Below are 20671 nucleotides of genomic sequence, written 5' to 3' on the forward strand. Positions count from 1 at the left end.
CGCGGCGATCACCATGGGGCCGACGACGCGCTCAACCACAAAGCTGGCGGAGGAGGCCCCATGGGCGGCGACGAAAAACGCGCGGCCTGAAAACGAAGACGAGTGACAACTCCTTTGACAAACACCGCTTCGGTGATTACTGCCGCGCCGCATGGCGGCGAGCCGAACGTCAGCGATGGGCCGCTATGTCATTATTGGAATCGGATCCGTGCCTTCGCTGATGATCGCGAGATATCGTTGATAGCTAAACACGCGCCGGCGCCGACGTCCGGTGATTTCTATCACAATGCCCAAGCGTTCCAGATCGGCCAGAGCGGCATTGACTGTCGGTGCGGACAGGCCGGTGTTCTGCACCGCCTGCGTTGCTGTCAGAAACGGATTTTGCTGAAACAGATCGTGGATGCGCAGCGCAGAGCCGGGCCGATCGCTTTCAGCCGTGATGCGCTCGCGGTCCGTCTTGAACAGATCCACTATCCGTGTGGCGGCATCGAAGGCCTGGTTGGCGGTTTCCGCAACACCGGTCAGGAAAAAATCGAGCCAAGCTTCCCAATTGCCGTATTGCCGGACCTCCTGCAGCAGGCGGTAATAGTCGGCACGGTGGGTCTTGAGATAAAGGCTGAGATAAAGCAGCGGCTTGCGCAACACATCATTGACGCAAAGGTACAGGGTCACCAGCAAGCGTCCTATACGGCCATTACCATCCAGAAACGGGTGGATGGTTTCAAACTGGACATGCAGCAAGCCAGCTTTGATCAGCGCGGGGAGTTTGGAGTCTCGCTCGTGCATAAACCGCTCCAGGGCATCAAGGCAGGCGTCCATCTCGGTGACCGGCGGTGGCACGAAGAGGGCATTTCCCGGCCGCGATCCTCCGATCCAGTTCTGCGACCGCCGGAATTCGCCGGGATTTTTAGTGCCACCGCGGCCGCTCTGCAGCAATCGTTCGTGCATTTCACGGATCAGTCGAAGCGACAGCGGCAGTTCCTGCAGCCGTTCAAGTCCATACATCATAGCATCGACATAGTTTGACACCTCGCGGATGTCGTCGATCGGTTCGCCAGCAGCGGCTTCGGTTTCAAAGCGCAAAAGATCCGTCAGGGTCGACTGGGTCCCCTCGATCTGCGATGAAAGCACAGCTTCTTTGCGGACATACATATAGAGAAACAGCTCCTGCCGTGGCAGTAGTGTTGTGATCCCGTCCAGACGGCCCAAGGCGCGTTCAGCGAGGCTCAGTCTGTCGAGCAGTTGCAATACATCGATATCTGGCTTGGGAGGCAGGGGCGGCGGAACAAATGCGCGCACAATCTCGCCCGCGACAGGGGTTTCCAGACTGCGTCCAAGACGCGGATTCAGAGGTGGTTCGTTCATGGCGGCACATTGGCATATGTAGCGTTATTTAAGCAATGGCGCGTTCTGTTTAATAACGGTACTTCTAAAGTAAGCGCACTTAAATAGCCGGAACGAACCAGGCGACGTGGCCTGCCTAAGGTTGACCTTGTTCCGTGATCCCGGATTGGGAGTTAATTTACTCTCAGCACAGGAGATCAGTCATGAGCAAGGAACCACGTCGCCGTTCTCAGCTGCCATTTCATCGAGGATCTCGCTGCGCACTGTCTGAGTGACGGTTAAGCGGAGCGCGACCAAGTAGTTGACGAAGGACGGCTTGGTCCGCAGCGTATCCAGCTCATCAAAGATTTCGCTGCGCGGTGTCTGTGCGGCGGCTTCGGTGGATGCTGCCGCGCAGCATAGTGACAGGCCGAGCGACGGGTAAGGGCCGGCCCAGCCTATCCTGGGGGCAGGACGCCCGCTTCAGCGAAGCCCGCCATTCCTGTCCCACAGCATGTTGGGCGGAACGCTTCGCCGCCATTCAGAGCGGGGCGACGACACTCGGCTGTTCGCAGGTGCAGCATTGCGCGTGATCCGATGCGGCCGCTCGGACTTGGCTGATGCAGCACGGCGGCATTCTCCATTGCGGCCATTGATGCGAAGCGCAGCGAATGAGGTTGTTTGCGAATTCAGAAACGCCTCAACTGGCGGTCAGCCCGTCCCTTCAGGCCATCAACGACCTTCGCTCGTTACTCTGCATCCACCAGGTGTTAGCCATCGGCTCGAGGTGAAAGGATTAGAGATCTCTTCTCCAGCCTTCTCCTTCTTCTGAAGAATATAGCGCATCCGTTCATACTGGTCGCGGCAGGTCGTTTCAGCTGCGATCTGCGCGATATCCATGCGACTGAAGACATGCGGGTTGAGACCCATGATCGCAGCCTCTTGGACATGGCCCGGAGACAGCGGTTTGCTATCTGCAAGAGCCGATCCCGTCGCAACAGAGAAAACCAATGCGACGAGAGAGAGTTTCCTGAACATCTGATGCCTCCACATATGGTTCCAATGCATGTGGTCACTCTGGTGCGTCGTTAGTAGAGCAACTTGCCTGGGTAAGGTTACCACCGACGGAGACAACGCCCATCAATTGGGCCAGACAAGCAGACACCTGTAGAGGAGGAGGCGAAAAGAAGCCGTCGATGCAAGGCCCCGCATCGCGTCCCGCCGCACTTGCGGGGTTTTCGCTGCGAGGCTGGTTGAACGGCCAGATAGGGGAACGACGCCGCGCAAAATCGGCGGTGCTTGTCTTATGGAATTCCCGGCTCCCGAGGCAAAAGGGAGCCGCTGCCCAGCACCGCAAACTGCGGGGCAGCGGCGGGGGTGGCGTCGTGCGGAGCTTGGTCTTGAAGGACCGCGGTCGAGTTTGACGAGCCCCCGTCTTTTCTAACGACCTGAACGGATACGTGGGCTGCGGGCCCGAACGACAAGCATAGGTAGGAAGAAAAGATGGCCAAGGATACCATCGGCATTGATGTGTCGAAAGATCGTCTCGACACCTTCTGGCATTCCCGGGCTGAGGCATGTTGCCTGCCCAATAGCCCAGAAGGTTTCGGTCAATTATGCGACTGGCTGGGAAAGCAGGAGGATGTTCTGATCGTCTTCGAGGCGACCGGCGCCTATCACCGGGGGCTTGAACGGCATCTGAGCCTGACAGGGAAGCCTTTCATCAAGGTCAATCCAAAGCAGGCGCGGCGCTTTGCGCAGGCAATCGGACGGTTGGCAAAGACCGACAGCGTCGACGCCAGAATGCTGGCCCGCATGGGTGTTGTGCTGGACCTGACGCCTCAAGCTGTCGAAGGCGAAGATGTTCATGATCTCAGAGAGTTGCTGACTGCACGTCGCGCTTTGGTCAAAGATCAGGTGACCGCGAAGACGCGGCTTGCCACCGCACTGAACCCGCTGGTGCGCGAACAGCTTGCTCGCCGCATTGAGGACATCGGGGCTGATATCCAGGCGCTGGACGAGGTCATCGCGCAGATCGCCAGACAGCGTGGCACCCTTGAAGAGCGCATTCGCCGTTTGATGACCATTCCGGGGATCGGTCGTCTGACTGCGACCACTATGCTGATCGACATGCCGGAGCTGGGATATCTCGAGAGCAAAAAGATCACCGCCTTAGCCGGACTTGCGCCAATGACGCAGCAATCTGGCAAGTGGCAGGGCAAGGAACGGATTACCGGCGGACGGGCATCAATTCGGCGCGCGATCTATATGCCGGCACTTGTCGCCATCCGCTTCAACCGGGACCTCCACGACAAATATCAGCAGCTGCTAAAAGCCGGCAAGGCGAAGAAAGTCGCTATTACCGCCATCATGCGACGCATCATCATCCTTGCGAACACCTTGCTGCGCGAGAGGCGAGATTGGCTGCCTGAACGCCCTTGACTAAGACGGATACTCGACCGACTGGTTAAGTGCGGGATGCTCGATCGACTGGGATGTCCCGCAGAGCAACGCCCAGTCAGGCCCGTTCCGTTCGTTTCATCACGGGCTTCTGGTCGATCTCGGTCTACGATGCCGAAGGATATTATTTGCCGAACGTCAAGAACGCCTATACGCTGAACAAACTGACCGCGAGGCCCGATGCCACAGCATAACGGTCCAATTCGCAGGATGCGACGGCGCGGTCGTGAACTGCCTACCAACGCCGGAGGGCTGGAACTGAATGGTGCGCCGCTACCGCCCCGAGACCAGCATTCTTGATGGCAAATTGGTTTTCCCAAAATCGGAGGAAGTGCGATGAACCGTCGGACTCTGCTTCAGATAAGCGTCGCGGCCGCAGTGTTGCCAAGCCTGCCGCTGCACGCGCAGGATACAGGCGCCCTAGCGCATGAGGCGTTTCTTTATGCCTATCCGATGGTGAAAAATTACCTCACCCTCTACCAATATGCGCTGGAGGCGGGAGGCAAGCAGTACAAGGGTCCGCTCAACACGCTGACCAGTATCGCCCGAGTCTATACACCCGAAGACACGGCGATCATCACCCCCAATTCCGACACACCCTATTCTTTCATGGTCATGGACCTGCGCGCCGAGCCGCTGGTCGTGACCTTGCCCGCCATCGAGGCGGATCGTTACTATTCAGCCCAGATCATCGATCTCTATACCCACAATGTCGACTATCTGGGGACGCGGATGGATGGCAATGGCGGTGGGGATTTTCTGATCGCAGGGCCGGGCTGGCAAGGTGAGGCTCCTGCCGGGATCAAGCGCGTGGTTCGGATACCGACCGATCTGGGTCTTGTCGTCATCCGCACCCAGCTTTTTGCGCCTGATGACATCGGCAAGGTCGAGGCGATTCAGGCTGGTTACAGCGCACGGACATTGTCGGCCTATGAGGGCAAGCCTGCCCCGGCTCCAGCGCCTGCCATCGACTGGCCCGTGATCGACGACGACCGGATGCTAAGCGAGTTCTGGCCGCTGACGGCTTTCCTACTGCAGTTCGCCCCGCCGCTGGCATGGGAGGGCAACCTGCGCGACAGTTTCGCCGCCGCGCTCGGACTGCAAGCCGGGACCGCCTGGCCACCCGCCAGCCTGCCCGAGGGCACCGCGAGCCAAATGCGCGATCTTGTACGGCCCACCGATCAGGAGATCCGCGACACCGTCGCGCATCTCACGGATTCCGCAAAGCTGTTCGGAACACCCGAGTTCATGAAGGGGCGCTACGTGGACCGCGCCGCTGCCGCGCAGGGCGGCATCTATGGTAACACCGCGCAAGAGGCGCTCTACGTTATCTACAACGTGGACGCGAAAGGCGCGCTGTTGGACGGCAAGGCGCATCATTACGCGTTGCGGTTTGCGGCCGATACCTTACCACCTGTCTCCGCCTTCTGGTCGATCACGATGTATGACAAGGCCCGACAGTTGCTGGTCGACAACCCTATCAATCGCTACTTGATCAATTCCCCGATGCTCTCGGGATTGAAACAGGACGAGGCCGGTGGGATCGTCCTTTACCTTCAGGCCGAAAGCCCCGGCGAAGAGCAGGGGGCGAACTGGTTGCCCACACCGGCCGAGGGCTTTTACGCCGTCATGCGCCTTTACCTGCCCAAAGACGTGGCCCTCGATGGTCGCTGGAAGCCACCTGTCATCGAGATAGTCAGTTAAGCGCCTTCGTAGGGCGTCGTCGATTGGCGTTGCGCCTAGCGGCTCAAGAGTTGCTGGCGATGGAACGCAAGATGGTTAGCTGTACTATGGTCAAAATGAAGATCTATCTGCGCGGTGTACCTCGCCCCGAACGAGAAAAAGACCGCCGAGGAGGTCTCGGAAGGGCTCGGCAAGACCACCAAGCTCGCGATCAGCGACAGCCTTTCGCGCGATGGATCAGGCCTGCTGCGCCGCTCGATCTCACGGCGCAATGAAGAGCGCCCGTTGATGACCCCGGACGAGCTGAAAAAGCTCGATCGCGACAATGTCATCCTGATCCCCGAGCGTCAGCATCCGATCATTGCCGAGCGCATCGTCTATTACGAGGATCCCTATTTCAAAGGGCTGATGGCGGCGCAGAAAGGACCCCTGCCCTATCCTTCACGCGAAGGCGAGGGTTTGCGGCGGCTGCGCGAAACCGTCGAAGACCTGACAAGGCGCATCGAAGCTCGCGGGATCATTTCCTACCCGGCCTCGCCCGATCCGGTGCTGCCCACGGGTCCAGGCGGCGAAAAACCCCTGGATGCAACAGAGAAACCCGACGACGGTTCCGCGCCACCCGCGCAGGCGGAGCCTGCGTCAACGACATCAGAGGTCGCCGCATCGGGTCCAACCGCCCAAGCCATGCTACAGAAAATGAGAGAGGAAAAGCCCGCCTTGAGCGCCGAAGAGATGCTGGAAGAATTGAAGCCGCAGGAAAAACGCGCCCTCGCGACCATGCAGGGCATCGAGCAGAAACTGCTGCGCAAATTGGGCGCGTGAGACCAGCACAGAGACTGAACCAGCTGCCCGCGTCAGCGCGCGATCACTTCCAGTCTGCGTCCTGCCGCTCCGCCGCGACAGCTGCCTTCGCCGCGTCAAGACCAACGCAGGTCAATATCCCGATGCGTCATTCCCAATCTGGCGTGAGATTTTTCTGATCAGCTTTTGCCGGTCCAGCTGTCACCAGATCCGCCACGAGTTTTGGCAAGGCGCTGTGCTTAACAGGGTCCAACCTTTCCTGTGGCAGGCGATCCTCGATCAGGCTGAGAACTGCTTCGGCCTGAACCTTGTCGCGCGCGGCCTTGCCGGGATCACGATCGTCCCTTTGGGCAATCCAGAGCTTATGCGCCGCCCATATGGCCGGGGCAGGCGCGGTCATTCGCACCGGAAATCCACGGTCGTCGATGGCGATGGCCGTGAACGCAGGCGCAGACACAAGCCATTCAAGGCCAATAATCGGGGCCGGAACGGCATCTCCTTCGATGCCGCTGACCTGGCCGGGCATGACTCGGTGTGCCGGTCGCGCCTCGGGACGGATAAACTCGACCATGAACCCGTCCTTATTGGTCAGCCGGAAATCTCCCTTCTGGCGCTGTTGAAACGACGGATCGACAGATCTGGCGATGGCCTCCAGGCCTCGCGCTTCCCCATCAATCGCGATGCGCAGGGGCGCGCGGTCGTCGATCAGAACATCCAGATCTCCGGTGGCGACCATTTCCCCGTTGAATGTCACCGCAGCAGCAGCTTCATAGGCATAGAGCGCATGCGTGCCCACCACCCGAAAACGGGCTGCGGCCGGGCTTTCATCCAGCTTGCGGATCAGCCTGGCCGCGATGCTGGGGACACGCTGGTGGTTGAGCGCCCGCATCACCGCGGCCAGCTGGTTGATCTTGCCGGCCAAACTTGCGAGCCGCTCCTCGGCCTCCTGTTTCTGTCGCAGATAATGCGCAAGAATGGCGTCTGTTTTGTCAGATCGAGATCCGAGGCTTCGGGTCGACCTGATCCCGTTTTTGGTCGTTCTGCGGTAGAGATATTCGCGGCCCGCACGGAGCTCGTAAGACATGTTTCCGCTGAGTTCGTCCTGTGATAGATTTCTGACCCGTTGCCACTCTTCGAAAGTGGCAACGAGATCAACCCGATCACGGATCACACGGCTGTCTAAAGCACTGTAATACATGAATTTGGTACTCCGGCACGCTGTGTCCTAGAGTATAATCACCAAATTCATATTTTTCAATACGATGTGCCGTTATCGTGGCCTCAGCGCATCTTGACCCATCCACCCAGGTCCCCACCAGCATATTAACCTTTGAGCCTGCCGTTGACGTCAAATTTGCCGCGCGAGGGGAGAAGCGCGCAGATCCGCGGGTTTCGAGGATGCTTTGCTGAAACCCGCCGATTATCAGCGGCTTTACGACGAATCGGTTTCCGATCCCGTTGGCTTCTGGGGCCGTGAAGGCAAGCGGATCGACTGGATTCATCCCTATAGCGTGGTGAAAAACACCGATTTCAGCATGGGAAAGGTCTCGATCAAGTGGTTCGAGGACGGAATCCTGAACGCCTCGGTGAACTGCGTCGACCGCCATCTGCCGACTCGCGCCAACCAGACCGCGATCATTTTCGAGCCCGATGACCCCAAGGCTCCGGCGCGGCACATCACCTATGCGCAGCTGTCCGAAAAAGTGAACCGTTTCGCCAATGTGCTGCTGAGCCAGGGCGTGATGCGTGGCGACCGCGTCGTGATTTATATGCCGATGATCCCCGAGGCGGCCTATGCCATGCTGGCCTGCGCGCGGATCGGGGCGGTACATTCCATCGTCTTTGCCGGCTTCTCGCCGGATGCCTTGGCCAACAGGATCAATGACTGTGGCGCCAAGCTGGTCATCACCGCCGACACCGCTCCGCGTGGCGGGCGTCGTACGGCGTTGAAATCGAATACCGACGCGGCTTTGCTGCATTGCTCGGATCGGGTGCGCTGCCTTGTCGTCAAACATACCGGCGACCAGACGACATGGATCGATGGCCGCGATGTCGATGTCCTGAAGCTGATGGACGAGGTGAGTCCGGATTGCCCACCGCGCCCGATGGGGGCCGAGGATCCGCTGTTCATCCTGTATACCTCGGGCTCGACCGGCAAACCCAAGGGCGTCGTCCACACGACCGGCGGTTATCTGGTTTATGCCTCGATGACGCATCAATACGTCTTCGACTACAAGGACGGAGACGTGTTCTGGTGCACGGCAGATGTCGGTTGGGTCACCGGACATAGCTACATTGTCTACGGCCCGCTTGCGAATGGCGCGACCACGCTGATGTTCGAAGGCATCCCGACATGGCCTGATGCCGGTCGTTTCTGGGAAGTCTGCGACAAGCACAAGGTCACGCAATTCTACACCGCGCCGACCGCGATCCGTTCGCTGATGGGGCAGGGTCCGGAATGGGTCGACAAGCACGATCTGTCCAGCCTGCGCGTTCTTGGTACCGTGGGCGAGCCGATCAACCCCGAGGCCTGGGTCTGGTACGACAAGCATGTCGGCAAGGGGCGCTGCCCGATTGTAGATACATGGTGGCAGACCGAGACTGGCGGCCACATGATCACCTCGCTTCCCGGCGCGATCGAGACGAAACCGGGTTCGGCCACCTTGCCGTTCTTTGGCGTGAAGCTTGACGTGCTGGATGCGGCAAGCGGCGAAGTCCAGAAAGGCAACGGGGTCGAGGGTGTGTTGGCGATTTCCGACAGCTGGCCGGGCCAGATGCGTACGCTTTGGGGCGATCACCAGCGCTTCATGGAGGCCTATTTCCAGCAATATCCCGGCTATTACTTCACCGGCGACGGCTGCCGCCGCGATGAGGACGGCTATTACTGGATCACGGGCCGCGTCGATGACGTGATCAACGACTCGGGGCACCGCATGGGCACGGCCGAGGTCGAATCCGCGCTTGTCGCGCATGAGAAGGTCGCCGAGGCCGCCGTCGTTGGCTATCCGCACCAGCTCAAGGGGCAAGGCATTTACGCCTATGTCACGCTGATGAACGGCATCGCCCCCAGCGACGACCTGAAGCGCGAGCTTGAAACTTGGGTCCGTACCGAGATCGGTCCCATCGCCAAACCGGACCTGATCCAATGGGCGCCCGGTTTGCCCAAGACCCGTTCGGGCAAGATCATGCGCCGTATCCTGCGCAAGATCGCCGAGAACGACTATGGCAGCTTGGGCGATATCTCGACGCTGGCCGAACCGGCTGTCGTCGAGGAACTGATCGAGAACCGGATGAACCGGGCCTGACAGAATAAGACAGGCGCGGTGGAAGAGGAGAGCCTCGCGCCTGCCACGTCCACCCGACCGAAGCCGCCGGGGTCGGGCGACCAAACAAGGCGGCAAATTCATCACAGGGAGGAAACGGGGGAATGAGCGATAAACACTCCTCTTATGCCTATTGGGAGGCCAACGTTCGTATCATCGGATGGAGCCTCGTCATTTGGGCACTTGTGTCTTACGGCTTCGGCATTCTGCTGCGGCCGTTGATTTCATGGATCAAGATCGGCGGAAGCGATCTGGGCTTCTGGTTCGCCCAGCAGGGCTCGATCCTGACCTTCATCATCCTCATCTTCTGGTATGCGGCGCGGATGAACCGCCTCGACCGGGAACACGGGGTCGAGGAATAATCCATGGATCAGTTTACCCTTAACCTCATTGTCATCGGCCTGAGCTTCTGCCTGTATTTCGGCATCGCGTTCTGGGCCCGCGCCGGGTCGACCGCCGAGTTCTATGCCGCAAACCGCGGCATCCACCCCGTGATGAACGGCATGGCGACGGCGGCGGACTGGATGTCGGCGGCCTCATTCATCTCGATGGCGGGTCTCATCGCCTTTACAGGTTATGACAACTCGATGGGCTGGACCGGCGGTTATGTGCTGCTAGCGATGCTACTTGCGCCTTACTTGCGCAAATTCGGCAAGTTCACCGTGCCAGAATTCATCGGTGACCGTTTCTATTCGCAGACCGCACGCATCATCGGCGTCATCTGCTTGCTGATTATCTCGATCACCTATGTGATCGGTCAGATGGAAGGCGTAGGCATCACCTGCGCGCGCTATCTGGAAGTGTCGAAATCGACCGGCCTGTGGATTGGTGCCGCGGTTGTGTTCGCCTATGCCGTGTTCGGCGGCATGAAGGGTGTGACCTATACGCAGGTCGCGCAATATATCGTGCTGATCATCGCCTATACCATTCCGGCGGTCTTCATCTCGCTGGCGCTGACCGGAAACTTCCTGCCGCAACTGGGTCTGTTCGGAACCCATACCGGTTCGAACACCGAGTTTCTGATGAACTCGACCAGATCGTGACCGATCTGGGCTTCAAGGCCTATACAACCCATAACGGGTCGACCCTGAATATGGTGATGTTTACGCTGGCGCTCATGATCGGCACGGCTGGCCTGCCTCACGTCATCATCCGCTTCTTCACCGTGCCGAAAGTGTCGGATGCGCGTTCCTCGGCGGGCTGGGCGCTGGTCTTCATCGCACTGCTTTACACGGTCGCCCCGGCGGTCGGTTCGATGGCGCGCCTGAACCTTTCGACCACGATGTGGCCGGGCGCGACGACGGGCGAGACCTTCTCGCAACCCGCCGTGTCGCTGGCCGATATCGAGAGCAAGCCGGAACTGAACTGGATGCGGACCTGGGCCAAGACCGGCCTGCTGAAATGGGAAGACAAGAACGGCGACGGTCTGATCCAGTATTACAATGACGGTGCCGATGCTCAAGGCAAGGCGCTGGCCGCAGCCAAAGCCGGTGGTGATCAGGCAGCGATCGATGCTGCGCAGACCGCCTATGACGAGGCGCTTGCCGCAGGCATCGCGAAACTGCCCAACGCTCCCGCCGATGCAGCAAGCTGGAAAGGCAATGAACTGCCGCTGGTCAGCAATGACATCATGGTTCTGGCCAACCCGGAAATCGCCAACCTTCCGGGCTGGGTCATCGCCATCGTTGCTGCTGGTGGTCTGGCCGCGGCGCTGTCGACCGCTGCTGGTCTGCTGCTCGCTATCTCTTCGGCGGTCAGCCATGACCTGATCAAAGGCGCGATCAACCCGGGCATCAGCGAAAAGTCGGAACTGACTGCGGCACGCGTGTCGATGGCGGTTTCGATCCTTGTCGCGACCCTGCTGGGTCTGAATCCGCCGGGCTTTGCCGCCCAGACCGTGGCCCTCGCTTTTGGTCTTGCGGCGAGCTCGATCTTCCCGGTGTTGATGATGGGCATCTTCTCGAAGCGCGTGAACAAGCATGGCGCGATCTGGGGGATGCTGGCAGGTCTGCTTTCGACCCTGCTTTACATCTTCACCTATAAGGGGTGGTTCTTCGTCTCGGGCACCAACATGCTGCCAGATACACCCGCAGCATGGCTCTTCGGAATCGCTCCGGCATCCTTCGGAGTCGTGGGCGCGCTCTTGAACTTCCTCGTGGCCTATCTCGTCTCGAATGCCACCGAGGAACCCCCGATCCATGTTCAGGAGCTGGTCGAGTCGATCCGTATCCCGCGTGGCGCCGGTGCGGCGACCCATCACTAAAGCAAGAACTGGTCGCGCCCATTTGGGCGCGGCCAATCCCCGAGCGACGATGATGGAACAGATCCACAGCTTTCTTGCCACTATCCACCCCTACGATACCCTGTTGCAGGACGAACTGGCACGGGTTGCCGGTTTCTTCAGCCGCAGACAATGGCGGGCCGGCGAGACGGTCTATCGCCATGGCGAACCGTTGGACGGGCTGTATCTTATAGAAAGCGCCGAGGTCGAGATCACCGACGCGGATGGCGAGCCGGTTTCCTTGCTGGGCCGCAGCAATAGTTTCGGCGAGCGTGGGCTATTGCGCGATGGGCTTGCCGCAACGACGGCGCGGATCAGCCGGGATGGCGCGATCCTGCTTCTGCCCCCGCCCAATTCCACAAACTGATGCAGTCCGAACCGGCGTTTTGCCGTTTCTTCAATCGCGGTCCTGCGCGAGCGCGGCCGCAGCAAGGGCCGCAATTCGCCGATATGCGGGTTGCGGAACTACTGCATCGCGCCCCAGTTACATCTGGTCCCGAGGAAAGTATTTCCGAGGCCGCACGCAAAATGCGTGATGCCGGGATCTCGTCATTGGCGATCACCGGAAGCGATGGAAAGTTGCTGGGGATCGTCACCCTGCGCGACATGAGCGGCAAGGTCGTGGCCGATGGCCGAGACGCCGCCGCCCCTGTGGCCACGATCATGACCCCCGACCCGGTCACGCTAGAGCGAGACGCACTGGGGGCCGATGTCCTCAGTTTGATGGTCGAGCGTGGCATCGGCCATTTGCCGATCACCGAAGCCGGCCGGTTTGTCGGCATGATCACGCAAAGCGATCTGATGCGGGTTCAGGCGGTTTCGACTTCAGTTCTTCTGCGTGAAATCGCCGCCGCGACGGAAAGCCATGCCCTGCGTCGGGCCACGTCACGCATCCCGGAACTTCTGTCCAGTCTCGTAGCTGTCAGCCAGCGCCACGAGGTCATCACACGCCAGATCACCAAAATCGCCGATGCGGTGACCCGCCGCTTGCTGGCGCTTGCCGAGGCACAGCTTGGTCCCGCCCCTGCCCCTTGGCTTTGGGCCGCCTGCGGCAGTCAGGGCCGTCAAGAGCAAACCGGCGTCACCGATCAGGACAATTGCCTCATCCTTGCCCCTGAAGCGGACCCGCACCATCCGTGGTTCCGCGATCTCGCGCGGTTCGTCACCGATGGGCTGAACGATGCGGGCTATGTCTATTGTCCGGGCGAAATGATGGCCTCGAACCCGCGCTGGCGTCAGCCGATCGAAGTCTGGCGCGGCTATTTCCTTGGCTGGATCGCGCGACCTAGCCCTGAGGCCCGGATGCTGGCGAGTGTCATGTTCGATTTGCGTGCGATAGCCGGGGATCCCGAGTTGCTTGACGGGCTTCAGACCGAAACCCTGGCAGTGGCGCAGCGGAATTCGATCTTCGTCGCGCATATGATCGCGAATGGGCTGAAGCATCGCCCGCCTTTGGGCCTGATCGGCGGCTTTGCCACGATCCGCTCGGGCGAACATCGCAACCATATCGACATGAAGTTGAACGGTGTGGTTCCGGTCACGGATCTGGGCCGCATCTATGCCTTGCAAGCCGGATTGAAGCAGGTGAATACGCGGGCGCGTTTGGTGGCTGCGGGCGAAGCAGGGGTGATTTCGACTTCGGGCGCGGCGGATTTGATCGCGGCTTATGACCTGATCCAGTCGCGCAGGCTGGAACATCAGGCGCGACGCATTCGCGGTGGCATGCGCCCCGACAATTTTCTTGCGCCCGTCGATCTTTCCGACTTCGAGCGCAGTCATTTGCGTGACGCTTTCGTCATCGTCCGCAGCATGCAATCGGCCATCGGCCACGGAAAAGGAGCCTTGGGATGATGAGCGGCATGGCAGGAGATATCTTTGGCATGGTTGCCGTCGGCATCGGCGCGGCGGCTCTGATCTACGCGGCTGCGCATGCCCTGCGCAAAGCCGGTGTCAAGGTGGCAGGTTGGATATTGCCAGCCTTCATCGGACTTTCGATGCTGAGCTTTACAATCTGGAACGAATACAGCTGGTATTCCAGAGTTAGGGCACAATTGCCCGATACGGTCGAGGTGCTCCAAACGGGCACCGGCGGTAAGGCATGGCGGCCATGGGCCTTCGTGATACCAATGGTGAACCGATTTGCCGTGATCGACCGCGCTGCGGTGAATGAAGGCGTCGACGGGTTGCAGCGTGGAGAGGTTTTGTTCGTCGAGCGCTGGCAACCTACGCGCAGTGTGACCCTTGATTTCGACTGCGCAGGTAGCCGCCTGCGTGCTGTTTCCGACGAAACGGCGAGCGAATGGCGATCAGGAAGTGCCGACCCTGCCTTTGCCGCGATCTGCCGAAAGGGTAGTTAATGGCACAGATCCTGATCGTCGAAGACGAAGACAATATCGCCACGGCACTTGAGTTTATCGTTACGCATTATGGCCATAGCCACCGACGCTTGGCGACCGGAAGCGAAGCGATGCAGGTAATTCGCGACGAGCATCCCGACCTTGTTTTGTTGGACATCATGTTGCCGGACATCTCGGGCTATCAGATCGTCGAACAGCTGCGTGCTGATCCGATGCTCACGAATGTGCGGGTCTTGCTGATGACCGCGCGTGGCTCAGTGCTCGAGCGCCGCAAAGGTCTGGCCCTTGGCGCTGACGGGTTCATAGCCAAACCCTTCGAATTGGCCGAGTTACGCGCCGAGATGACGCGCCTGCTCGCCTCGCCATGTTGAATCGGCTTTCATTGCGGCTACGGATCTTTCTGATCTTCTCGGTCTTGTTGGCGGGGCTGCTTCTGACGTTCGGAATTTGCCTCTTCGTGATCTGGCGCAGGCTTGGCCCGGACACATCCGATCTGATCCCCAGCCTGATCGCGGCTGCTATGTTAGGTCTATCCGGAGTTGTCTTGCTGATTGTCTGGATCTGGTACTTGTTTGACAGCCATATCGGCCGACCAATGGAAATGCTGGCCGGAAGCCTGCGTACCGGGACCGCCCCCGAGCCAAAGGCCGGTCGCTATCTCGGCGATCTGACCCCGGCATCCCGCGAGGCAATCAAGTCGCGCCATGTATCCGATTCCGCGGTAACCGAAGCGGTCGAGAGTCGGCTCTCGGACCTTGCCCGCGAAAAGCAGATCCTCGAGTCGGTATTGGGAGACATCGGCGCGATTGCATTGATGACCGACGCGGATGACCGGGTGCTATTCTTTAACACCGCTGCAAAATCAGCATTACCGGGGCTCGTGCTGGGCTGCGCTCTTTCTCGACACCTTCGCCCGATGGCGCTCAAAGTCGCCGAGCGGCGATTGACCGCCTCCGCTGGTGTAACCGAACTCAACGTGATGACCCAATCAGGTCATCGGCTATCAGGAACCCTGCGCATGGTTGGCGAAGAACGGGTGCTGATCCTGCGCCCCGCCGGACAACCAGAACGCACACTTGCGGCAGAGCGCCTGCGCCGACATGCCGCAACCCTCGTTCCAATTCTGGGTGCCGCCGAGGACGCTCTTCCGCCTCGGGTTCGCGAAGCCGTCCACAACGAGGGGATGGCTTTGATCTCGGCGTTGCGGGAAATGGAGACGGGACCTGCAGGAATGCAGGTCTCTGCCCATGCGCTCGCCGCTTCGGTCGACTATGCACGGCTTGGCAGGATAGACGATATTTGCGTCAAAGCTGAGGCTGGCGGCCTAACCGCGTTGCTCAGTCATTTGTGCTGTCGGCTTGATCAGTCAGGACGCGCAGCGACCCTCGATATTCTCGCCGAGCAGGACGAAGCGCTTATATCACTGCATTGGCCTGGCCCGACACTCACCATGGCAGAATTGGACGAGTGGCTCCTGGACGAGCCTGATGCCGATCGTCCGGGTGTCAGTGGAGCGGCGTTGACGGTTGAATTGGGAAGCGAACTTTGGACCGAATCCCTGTGGGATAAGGGGCGAATCCTGATGCCCTTGCCCGCCACATTGGGGCAGTGCGCCTTTCCAACAGAATTGACTTACTGCCCCAACTTCGGCAGCGCCGAAACCCTTTCCCAGATGACCTTTGTCGTCTTCGACACAGAAACGACTGGCTTAGACCAGACTGACCGCATCGTGCAGATTGCCGGCCTGCGCATCATGGCGGGCCGTCTGACCGGTGAGCGCTTCGAGACGCTGGTCAATCCCGGGCGATCGATTCCCGCTGCAGCCACCGCCATCCATCATATCTCAGACGAAGCGGTCGCCAGCGCGCCGGATCTGGGCGAGGCATTGGCCGCGTTCCGGCATTTTACCGAAGGCGCCGTTCTGGTCGCCCATAATGCGCCCTTCGACATGGGCCATTTGCGTAGGGCAGAGTTGGAAACGGGTGTGAGTTTCCCCAACCGGGTGGTCGACACGGTCCTGTTGTCGGCGATGCTCTGGGGGCAAGGCGCTCAACATACGCTTGATGCCTTGGCAGACCGGCTCGACGTGGTGATTAGCCCCGAGGCTCGTCACACGGCTATGGGCGACGCCGTGGCGACGGCCGAGATTTTGTTGCGCATGATCTCCGGGCTCGAAGCCAAAGGCCTTGGCAACCTCGAGGCGATCAGCGCCGAAGCCCACAAGTATAGCCGCCTGATCGCAAACGCCGATCGCGCTTAAGGCGCATCAGGTGCAAACGAGCGCGCCCGTCGACGCCGTAACTCTGCCGCGTGAACAGCCATGGCGACACCGCCCAGCACTCCGGTGGATGCCAGGATGACGCGTAGCGTGACGGGCTCGGACAAAAACAGATTGCCACCAACTGTGGCAGCCACCGGCACGGTCAGTTGAATGAAAGCCGCAGTGGTGCGCGAAAAATGCGGAAGCGCGGCATACCAAAGCGTGTAGCCAATTCCCGATGCGACCGCTCCCGAGCCAATGGCACAGGCCCAACCGATCAAGCTAGGCGGATGCAGCAGCATCCCTATCAGCGTCAGTCCCAAGGCAAAGGGCAGGCAGAGCAGGAAATTGCCGGTAGTATCGGCAAGCGAGTCACGCGATCCACGCCCAAGCAGCGAATATGCCGCCCAGCACAACCCGGCTATCACCATCAGCCCCAGCCCCAAAGGATCAGGAGCAGCAAATCCGGGTGAGGCCAACAGAATGAAGCATGCGAAGGCGAGGGCGAAACCAACCCACTCGGCCGGGCTCAGCCTTTCCCCGGACCGCACCGACCAGAATAGCATCCCGGCCTGAACCGAGGCGAAAAGGATCAGTGCCCCTGTACCGGCGGCAAGCATCAGATAGCCAATTGAGAAGAACAGCGCATATCCGAAAAGCGCCGCAGCCCCAGCTCGACTCCCGGTCGGTTCACGATCCCGGCCGGTCCGCAGCGCGAGAATGATAGTCAAAGCGATTGCGCCTGATGCCAGTCTGATGCCGGTATAACCCAATGCGTCGGCCTCGGCGGTTGCGAGTGCCAATCTGTTCAGAATGGAGTTGGCAGCAAAACCGAGCATAGCGAGGGCAGTCACAGTTAGAAGCCTGAGCATGGTTTCTCCTCTCCAGATGCGGCTGCCTGCCTGCGCTTGCGAACCACCGATGTGACGCCGACTATGTGTCAGACTCTCGTTCGGCGATGTGAGCTGACTTCTCGTCCATGTTGTTACTGGGTCTCATCGCCGCCCGCCTTTCAGGTCCGAGGGAGGTTCGGTGCCTTCAACCTCCCTTGATCAGTCGCAAGTGGAATCAAGTGGTTTGGGCGTCACAACTGAGCGCACATCTGATCTAGCAGATAACATAGGGCTCCGAGACGAGCTAAGCACTAGCTGCTCAAATCTCGGAGTGCTCTGCCGAAATTTCGACGGTTTCATTTGGGTTTGACAACATTGTGGCTATCCGTTCGAGGGCCGAAATCAGCATGAGTTGCTCCCAACCTTCCAGCGCCGAGAATTGTTCATGAAATCGCGCATGCGAGCCGTCCGGGGCGATCGCCAGCAAAGCACGTCCGCGTTCCGTCAGCGATAGCCAAGATTGACGGCGATCTTGTTCACCCTTGCGGCGACGAACGACTCCCAAAGCCTCCAGCTTGTGGATCAAGACCGTTGCCGTGGCTTGGGTGATACCCATCCGTGAGGCGATAAATCCCGCTGTCTGTTCGCCAGCCTCTTCCAGTAGATGCATGAAAACAAGTTGTGAAGGAGTAAGCCCCGTTTCACGCATCACCGTTTTGCTGTTCTCTTCGGTACTGCGCAGAATCTGCCTCAGCGCGGTCAGCGCCATCTTCGTTCTGTCTTCCAACGCGAAATCCATGCCTCGAACCATTGCGCGAATATAGCTTTCGCACCGTATGAACCCAAGGCGAATTCTGCCTCGCAACTTGCATAGACAATACTAATTAATTGGGATGGATTCGGTTCCGATTCATTTTGCAATCATAACCATATTTTGCGGAAATCTAAGTTGTTTTTCGGATAAATACGTCTATTTTACAATATTTTACTAAATATCTCCGTGAAAACAAAGAATGCTATGTTGACACTTAGTTATGACTAACTAACCATATAGCGCGATGCAACAAGCAGGACTGTTTCGTGACGAGATCAAAGCCGCAAACAAAGATTGACGCGATCAAATTTCGTGCGCCTGAGAAGAGCGACGGGGCAGCAGTGTGGGAGCTGATCGCCCATTCCGGCTCACTCGATCAGAATTCGCTATACTGTAATCTTCTGCAATGCAGCCACTTCGCACCGACATGTGTGCTGGCCGAGCGGAATGACAATGTCGTCGGGTGGCTGTCTGGCTATGTGCCGCCGCAGCAGCCCGATACCTACTTCGTCTGGCAGATCTGCGTCGACGCAGAGACCCGTGGGCAGGGGCTTGCCCAGCGTCTTTTGCGCCAGGCCTTGGCCCGCGATGCCTGCCAAGGAGTCCGCAGGGTCGAATGCACGATCACCCGCGACAACACGGCCTCTTGGGCTCTTTTCGTAGGACTGGCTCGCGATCTCGGTGCGGTTATCCAGTCGGAACTGCATTTCGATCGCCAAAAAGATTTCAGGGACCGCCATGCCAGTGAGCATCTCGTGAGCATCGGCCCATTTTGCCCGGACCGGGTTGACCGGCTTCACGCCGCTTAAACAATTTCGGAGAAAATCATGGATAAGAGAACCAGCACTTTCGAACGCGTCGAAAGTGACGTGAGATCCTATTCCCGCAGCTTCCCGCGCCTGTTCGATCGCGCGCAGGGCGCCAGCATCTACGATCACAATGGGAAGGGCTATACGGATTTCCTATCCGGGTGTTCGTCGCTGAACTACGGCCATAACGATCCCGACCTGAAGCAGGCGCTAATCGAATATGTGTCGGGTGATGGCATCGCTCACGGGCTCGACATGTTCACCGACGCCAAGGAACAATTCCTCGCGGCCTTTGAACGCGTCATCCTGCGGCCCCGTGAAATGGACTATCGCGTCCAGTTCACCGGCCCGACGGGGGCCAACGCAGTCGAGGCGGCACTGAAGCTGGCGCGCAAAGTGACCGGACGCCAGAATGTGATCGCCTTTACCAACGGCTTTCACGGCGTGACGCTGGGCGCACTGGCTGCGACCGGAAACGGCAAGCACCGTGGCGGCGCGGCGACGCCATTGACCGGCGTTTCCCGTGCGGCGTTCGACGGCTATTTCGGTGAGAATGTCGATACTGCGGACATGCTTGATCAGCAACTCTCTGACCCCTCCAGCGGAATCGATGCCCCTGCGGCGATCATTGTCGAGACTGTGCAAGGCGAGGGGGGACTGAACGCAGCCTCACCCGAATGGCTGCGCCGCATCGAAGCCATTGCCCGCAAGCATGGCGCGCTGTTCATCATTGATGACATTCAGGCCGGTTGCGGACGCACGGGTGGCTTCTTTTCATTCGACGGAATGGGGCTGTCGCCTGACATCATCACCATGGCCAAGTCGCTTTCGGGCATGGGTCTGCCGCTGGCAGTGACGCTGCTGCGTCCCGAACACGACATCTGGTCACCCGCTGAGCATAACGGCACCTTCCGCGGCAATAACCACGCCTTTGTCACGGCCCGCGCCGCGCTGGAAAAGTTCTGGGCCGACGATGAATTTGCCAAGCAGATCGCGGGGAACGCAGCCTATCTGAAGCAGCGGCTGGAACGCATCGCGGGCGAGGCCGGTCTGAGCCTGCGCGGCCGTGGCATGATGATGGGCATCAATATGGGCTCGGGCGAGGCGGCTGCCGCAGTCTGCAAGTCCTGCTTCCAGAACGGCCTGATCATCGAAACGTCGGGCAGCCATGACGAGATCGTCAAGGTTTTGGCTCCGCTCAACATTCCCCGCGACGAATTCGCTGCCGGGCTCGACACCCTTGAGGCAGCCGTCGCGACCGAAATGCGCCACACGCGCATCGCCGCCGAATAAGAAGAGGAGATTCCACCATGATCGTCAGAGACCTGAACAAGGCCCGTGAAACCGACCGTCTGGTAAAGGCCGATGGTTGGGACAGCACCCGGTTGCTACTGGCTGGTGACAATATGGGCTTCAGCTTTCACATCACCCGGATCGCCCCCGGCACCTCGCATGTGTTCCATTACAAGCATCACTTCGAAAGCGTCTATTGCGTGTCCGGCGAGGGCAACATCGAGGATCTGGCCACGGGCAAGATCCATCAGATCACTCCGGGTGTGATATATGCGCTGGATCAGCACGACAAGCATCGTCTGAGCGCGACGAGCGAGCTTGTTCTTGCCTGCAGCTTCAACCCGCCTGTCACCGGCCAAGAAGTCCATCGCGAGGATGGTTCCTACGCCCCGGTCGCGGAACTGGCCTGAACTCGAAACCAAGCGAAGAAAGGC

General features: G+C 59.5%; 17 protein-coding genes and 2 pseudogenes. 14 read left to right on the forward strand and 5 right to left on the reverse strand.

All coding sequences use genetic code 11. The features are described from left to right. Positions 1-183: 183 nt before the first annotated feature. Positions 184-1365 (reverse strand): Fic family protein, encoded by a 1182-nt coding sequence (locus GL286_RS15400; protein ID WP_155096474.1) that lies wholly within the window; start codon positions 1363-1365, stop codon positions 184-186. A 690-nt stretch (positions 1366-2055) separates the two neighbouring features. Continuing rightward, entirely contained in the window at positions 2056-2361 is a 306-nt protein-coding gene (locus tag GL286_RS15405; protein WP_155096475.1) for a hypothetical protein, read from the reverse strand. 465 nt (positions 2362-2826) lie between these two features. Between GL286_RS15405 and GL286_RS15410 the strand changes: the two genes are divergently transcribed. From GL286_RS15410 to GL286_RS15425, 4 genes are all read left to right on the forward strand, one after another. Next, positions 2827-3765: an IS110 family RNA-guided transposase gene (locus GL286_RS15410; protein ID WP_155096476.1), complete on the forward strand. Its 939-nt coding sequence runs from the start codon at positions 2827-2829 to the stop codon at positions 3763-3765. A 53-nt stretch (positions 3766-3818) separates the two neighbouring features. Continuing rightward, positions 3819-3977 (forward strand): hypothetical protein, encoded by a 159-nt coding sequence (locus GL286_RS15415; protein WP_155096477.1) that lies wholly within the window; start codon positions 3819-3821, stop codon positions 3975-3977. A 142-nt stretch (positions 3978-4119) separates the two neighbouring features. Continuing rightward, positions 4120-5487 carry a DUF1254 domain-containing protein gene (locus tag GL286_RS15420; protein WP_155096478.1) on the forward strand — a complete coding sequence of 456 codons (1368 nt, stop codon included), beginning with the start codon at positions 4120-4122 and terminating at the stop codon, positions 5485-5487. Positions 5488-5601: 114 nt separating this feature from the next. Beyond that, positions 5602-6288: a type IV secretory system conjugative DNA transfer family protein gene (locus GL286_RS15425; protein ID WP_155096479.1), complete on the forward strand. Its 687-nt coding sequence runs from the start codon at positions 5602-5604 to the stop codon at positions 6286-6288. Between the two features lie 127 nt (positions 6289-6415). Here GL286_RS15425 and GL286_RS15430 read toward each other — a convergent pair whose 3' ends face one another. After that, positions 6416-7465 (reverse strand): GSU2403 family nucleotidyltransferase fold protein, encoded by a 1050-nt coding sequence (locus tag GL286_RS15430; protein ID WP_155096480.1) that lies wholly within the window; start codon positions 7463-7465, stop codon positions 6416-6418. 205 nt (positions 7466-7670) lie between these two features. On the opposite strand from GL286_RS15430, the gene acs reads away from it, so the two are divergent. The 7 genes and pseudogenes from acs (at position 7671) to GL286_RS15465 (ending at position 16488) form a co-directional block, all read left to right on the forward strand. Further along, a complete protein-coding gene (acs, locus tag GL286_RS15435; protein ID WP_155096481.1) occupies positions 7671-9572 on the forward strand; it encodes an acetate--CoA ligase in 1902 nt (633 codons plus the stop codon). A 122-nt stretch (positions 9573-9694) separates the two neighbouring features. Continuing rightward, positions 9695-9952: a DUF4212 domain-containing protein gene (locus GL286_RS15440; RefSeq protein ID WP_155096482.1), complete on the forward strand. Its 258-nt coding sequence runs from the start codon at positions 9695-9697 to the stop codon at positions 9950-9952. A 3-nt stretch (positions 9953-9955) separates the two neighbouring features. After that, positions 9956-11853, forward strand: a pseudogene (locus GL286_RS15445) (sodium:solute symporter family protein). 52 nt (positions 11854-11905) lie between these two features. Next, positions 11906-13722: pseudogene (locus tag GL286_RS15450) on the forward strand (DUF294 nucleotidyltransferase-like domain-containing protein). Next, positions 13722-14228: a hypothetical protein gene (locus GL286_RS15455; RefSeq protein WP_155096483.1), complete on the forward strand. Its 507-nt coding sequence runs from the start codon at positions 13722-13724 to the stop codon at positions 14226-14228. Before GL286_RS15450 ends, GL286_RS15455 begins: the two are co-directional and overlap by 1 nt. Beyond that, positions 14228-14599, forward strand: a complete 372-nt coding sequence (locus GL286_RS15460) for a response regulator transcription factor (RefSeq protein WP_155096484.1) — start codon at positions 14228-14230, stop codon at positions 14597-14599. The genes GL286_RS15455 and GL286_RS15460 overlap by 1 nt, the downstream gene beginning before the upstream one ends. Continuing rightward, the gene (locus GL286_RS15465) at positions 14593-16488 is read left to right on the forward strand and encodes a 3'-5' exonuclease (RefSeq protein WP_155096485.1); all 1896 of its coding nucleotides are present in this window, start codon (positions 14593-14595) and stop codon (positions 16486-16488) included. Before GL286_RS15460 ends, GL286_RS15465 begins: the two co-directional genes overlap by 7 nt. Here GL286_RS15465 and GL286_RS15470 read toward each other — a convergent pair. Then, positions 16485-17360 carry a DMT family transporter gene (locus GL286_RS15470; RefSeq protein ID WP_155096486.1) on the reverse strand — a complete coding sequence of 292 codons (876 nt, stop codon included), beginning with the start codon at positions 17358-17360 and terminating at the stop codon, positions 16485-16487. The two genes, GL286_RS15465 and GL286_RS15470, sit on opposite strands and share 4 nt — an antisense overlap. Before the next feature lie 280 nt (positions 17361-17640). Then, entirely contained in the window at positions 17641-18120 is a 480-nt protein-coding gene (locus GL286_RS15475; protein WP_211596372.1) for a MarR family winged helix-turn-helix transcriptional regulator, read from the reverse strand. Between the two features lie 281 nt (positions 18121-18401). On the opposite strand from GL286_RS15475, the gene ectA reads away from it, so the two are divergent. Genes ectA through GL286_RS15490 form a run of 3 tightly spaced genes read left to right on the forward strand, consistent with a single transcriptional unit; the run spans position 18402 to position 20647 of the window. Next, a complete protein-coding gene (ectA, locus tag GL286_RS15480; protein WP_211596374.1) occupies positions 18402-18944 on the forward strand; it encodes a diaminobutyrate acetyltransferase in 543 nt (180 codons plus the stop codon). 18 nt (positions 18945-18962) lie between these two features. Continuing rightward, the gene (ectB, locus tag GL286_RS15485; protein ID WP_155096487.1) at positions 18963-20237 is read left to right on the forward strand and encodes a diaminobutyrate--2-oxoglutarate transaminase; all 1275 of its coding nucleotides are present in this window, start codon (positions 18963-18965) and stop codon (positions 20235-20237) included. 17 nt (positions 20238-20254) lie between these two features. Next, complete coding sequence (locus GL286_RS15490) at positions 20255-20647, forward strand: ectoine synthase (RefSeq protein ID WP_155096488.1); 393 nt, start codon at positions 20255-20257, stop codon at positions 20645-20647. Positions 20648-20671 lie beyond the last annotated feature (24 nt).

The sequence above is a fragment of the Paracoccus aestuariivivens genome (assembly GCF_009711225.1).
GTDB classification, from domain to species: Bacteria; Pseudomonadota; Alphaproteobacteria; order Rhodobacterales; family Rhodobacteraceae; genus Paracoccus; species Paracoccus aestuariivivens.

Excerpts from the sequence above, each read along its gene's own strand:
- GL286_RS15400 (WP_155096474.1), bottom strand. The coding sequence starts at position 1,365 with ATGAACGAACCACCTCTGAATCCGCGTCTTGGACGCAGTCTGGAAACC.
- GL286_RS15405 (WP_155096475.1), bottom strand. The coding sequence starts at position 2,361 with ATGTTCAGGAAACTCTCTCTCGTCGCATTGGTTTTCTCTGTTGCGACG.
- GL286_RS15410 (WP_155096476.1), top strand. The coding sequence starts at position 2,827 with ATGGCCAAGGATACCATCGGCATTGATGTGTCGAAAGATCGTCTCGAC.
- GL286_RS15415 (WP_155096477.1), top strand. The coding sequence starts at position 3,819 with ATGTCCCGCAGAGCAACGCCCAGTCAGGCCCGTTCCGTTCGTTTCATC.
- GL286_RS15420 (WP_155096478.1), top strand. The coding sequence starts at position 4,120 with ATGAACCGTCGGACTCTGCTTCAGATAAGCGTCGCGGCCGCAGTGTTG.
- GL286_RS15430 (WP_155096480.1), bottom strand. The coding sequence starts at position 7,465 with ATGTATTACAGTGCTTTAGACAGCCGTGTGATCCGTGATCGGGTTGAT.
- GL286_RS15440 (WP_155096482.1), top strand. The coding sequence starts at position 9,695 with ATGAGCGATAAACACTCCTCTTATGCCTATTGGGAGGCCAACGTTCGT.
- GL286_RS15455 (WP_155096483.1), top strand. The coding sequence starts at position 13,722 with ATGAGCGGCATGGCAGGAGATATCTTTGGCATGGTTGCCGTCGGCATC.
- GL286_RS15460 (WP_155096484.1), top strand. The coding sequence starts at position 14,228 with ATGGCACAGATCCTGATCGTCGAAGACGAAGACAATATCGCCACGGCA.
- GL286_RS15465 (WP_155096485.1), top strand. The coding sequence starts at position 14,593 with ATGTTGAATCGGCTTTCATTGCGGCTACGGATCTTTCTGATCTTCTCG.
- GL286_RS15470 (WP_155096486.1), bottom strand. The coding sequence starts at position 17,360 with ATGCTCAGGCTTCTAACTGTGACTGCCCTCGCTATGCTCGGTTTTGCT.
- GL286_RS15475 (WP_211596372.1), bottom strand. The coding sequence starts at position 18,120 with ATGGATTTCGCGTTGGAAGACAGAACGAAGATGGCGCTGACCGCGCTG.
- ectB (WP_155096487.1), top strand. The coding sequence starts at position 18,963 with ATGGATAAGAGAACCAGCACTTTCGAACGCGTCGAAAGTGACGTGAGA.
- GL286_RS15490 (WP_155096488.1), top strand. The coding sequence starts at position 20,255 with ATGATCGTCAGAGACCTGAACAAGGCCCGTGAAACCGACCGTCTGGTA.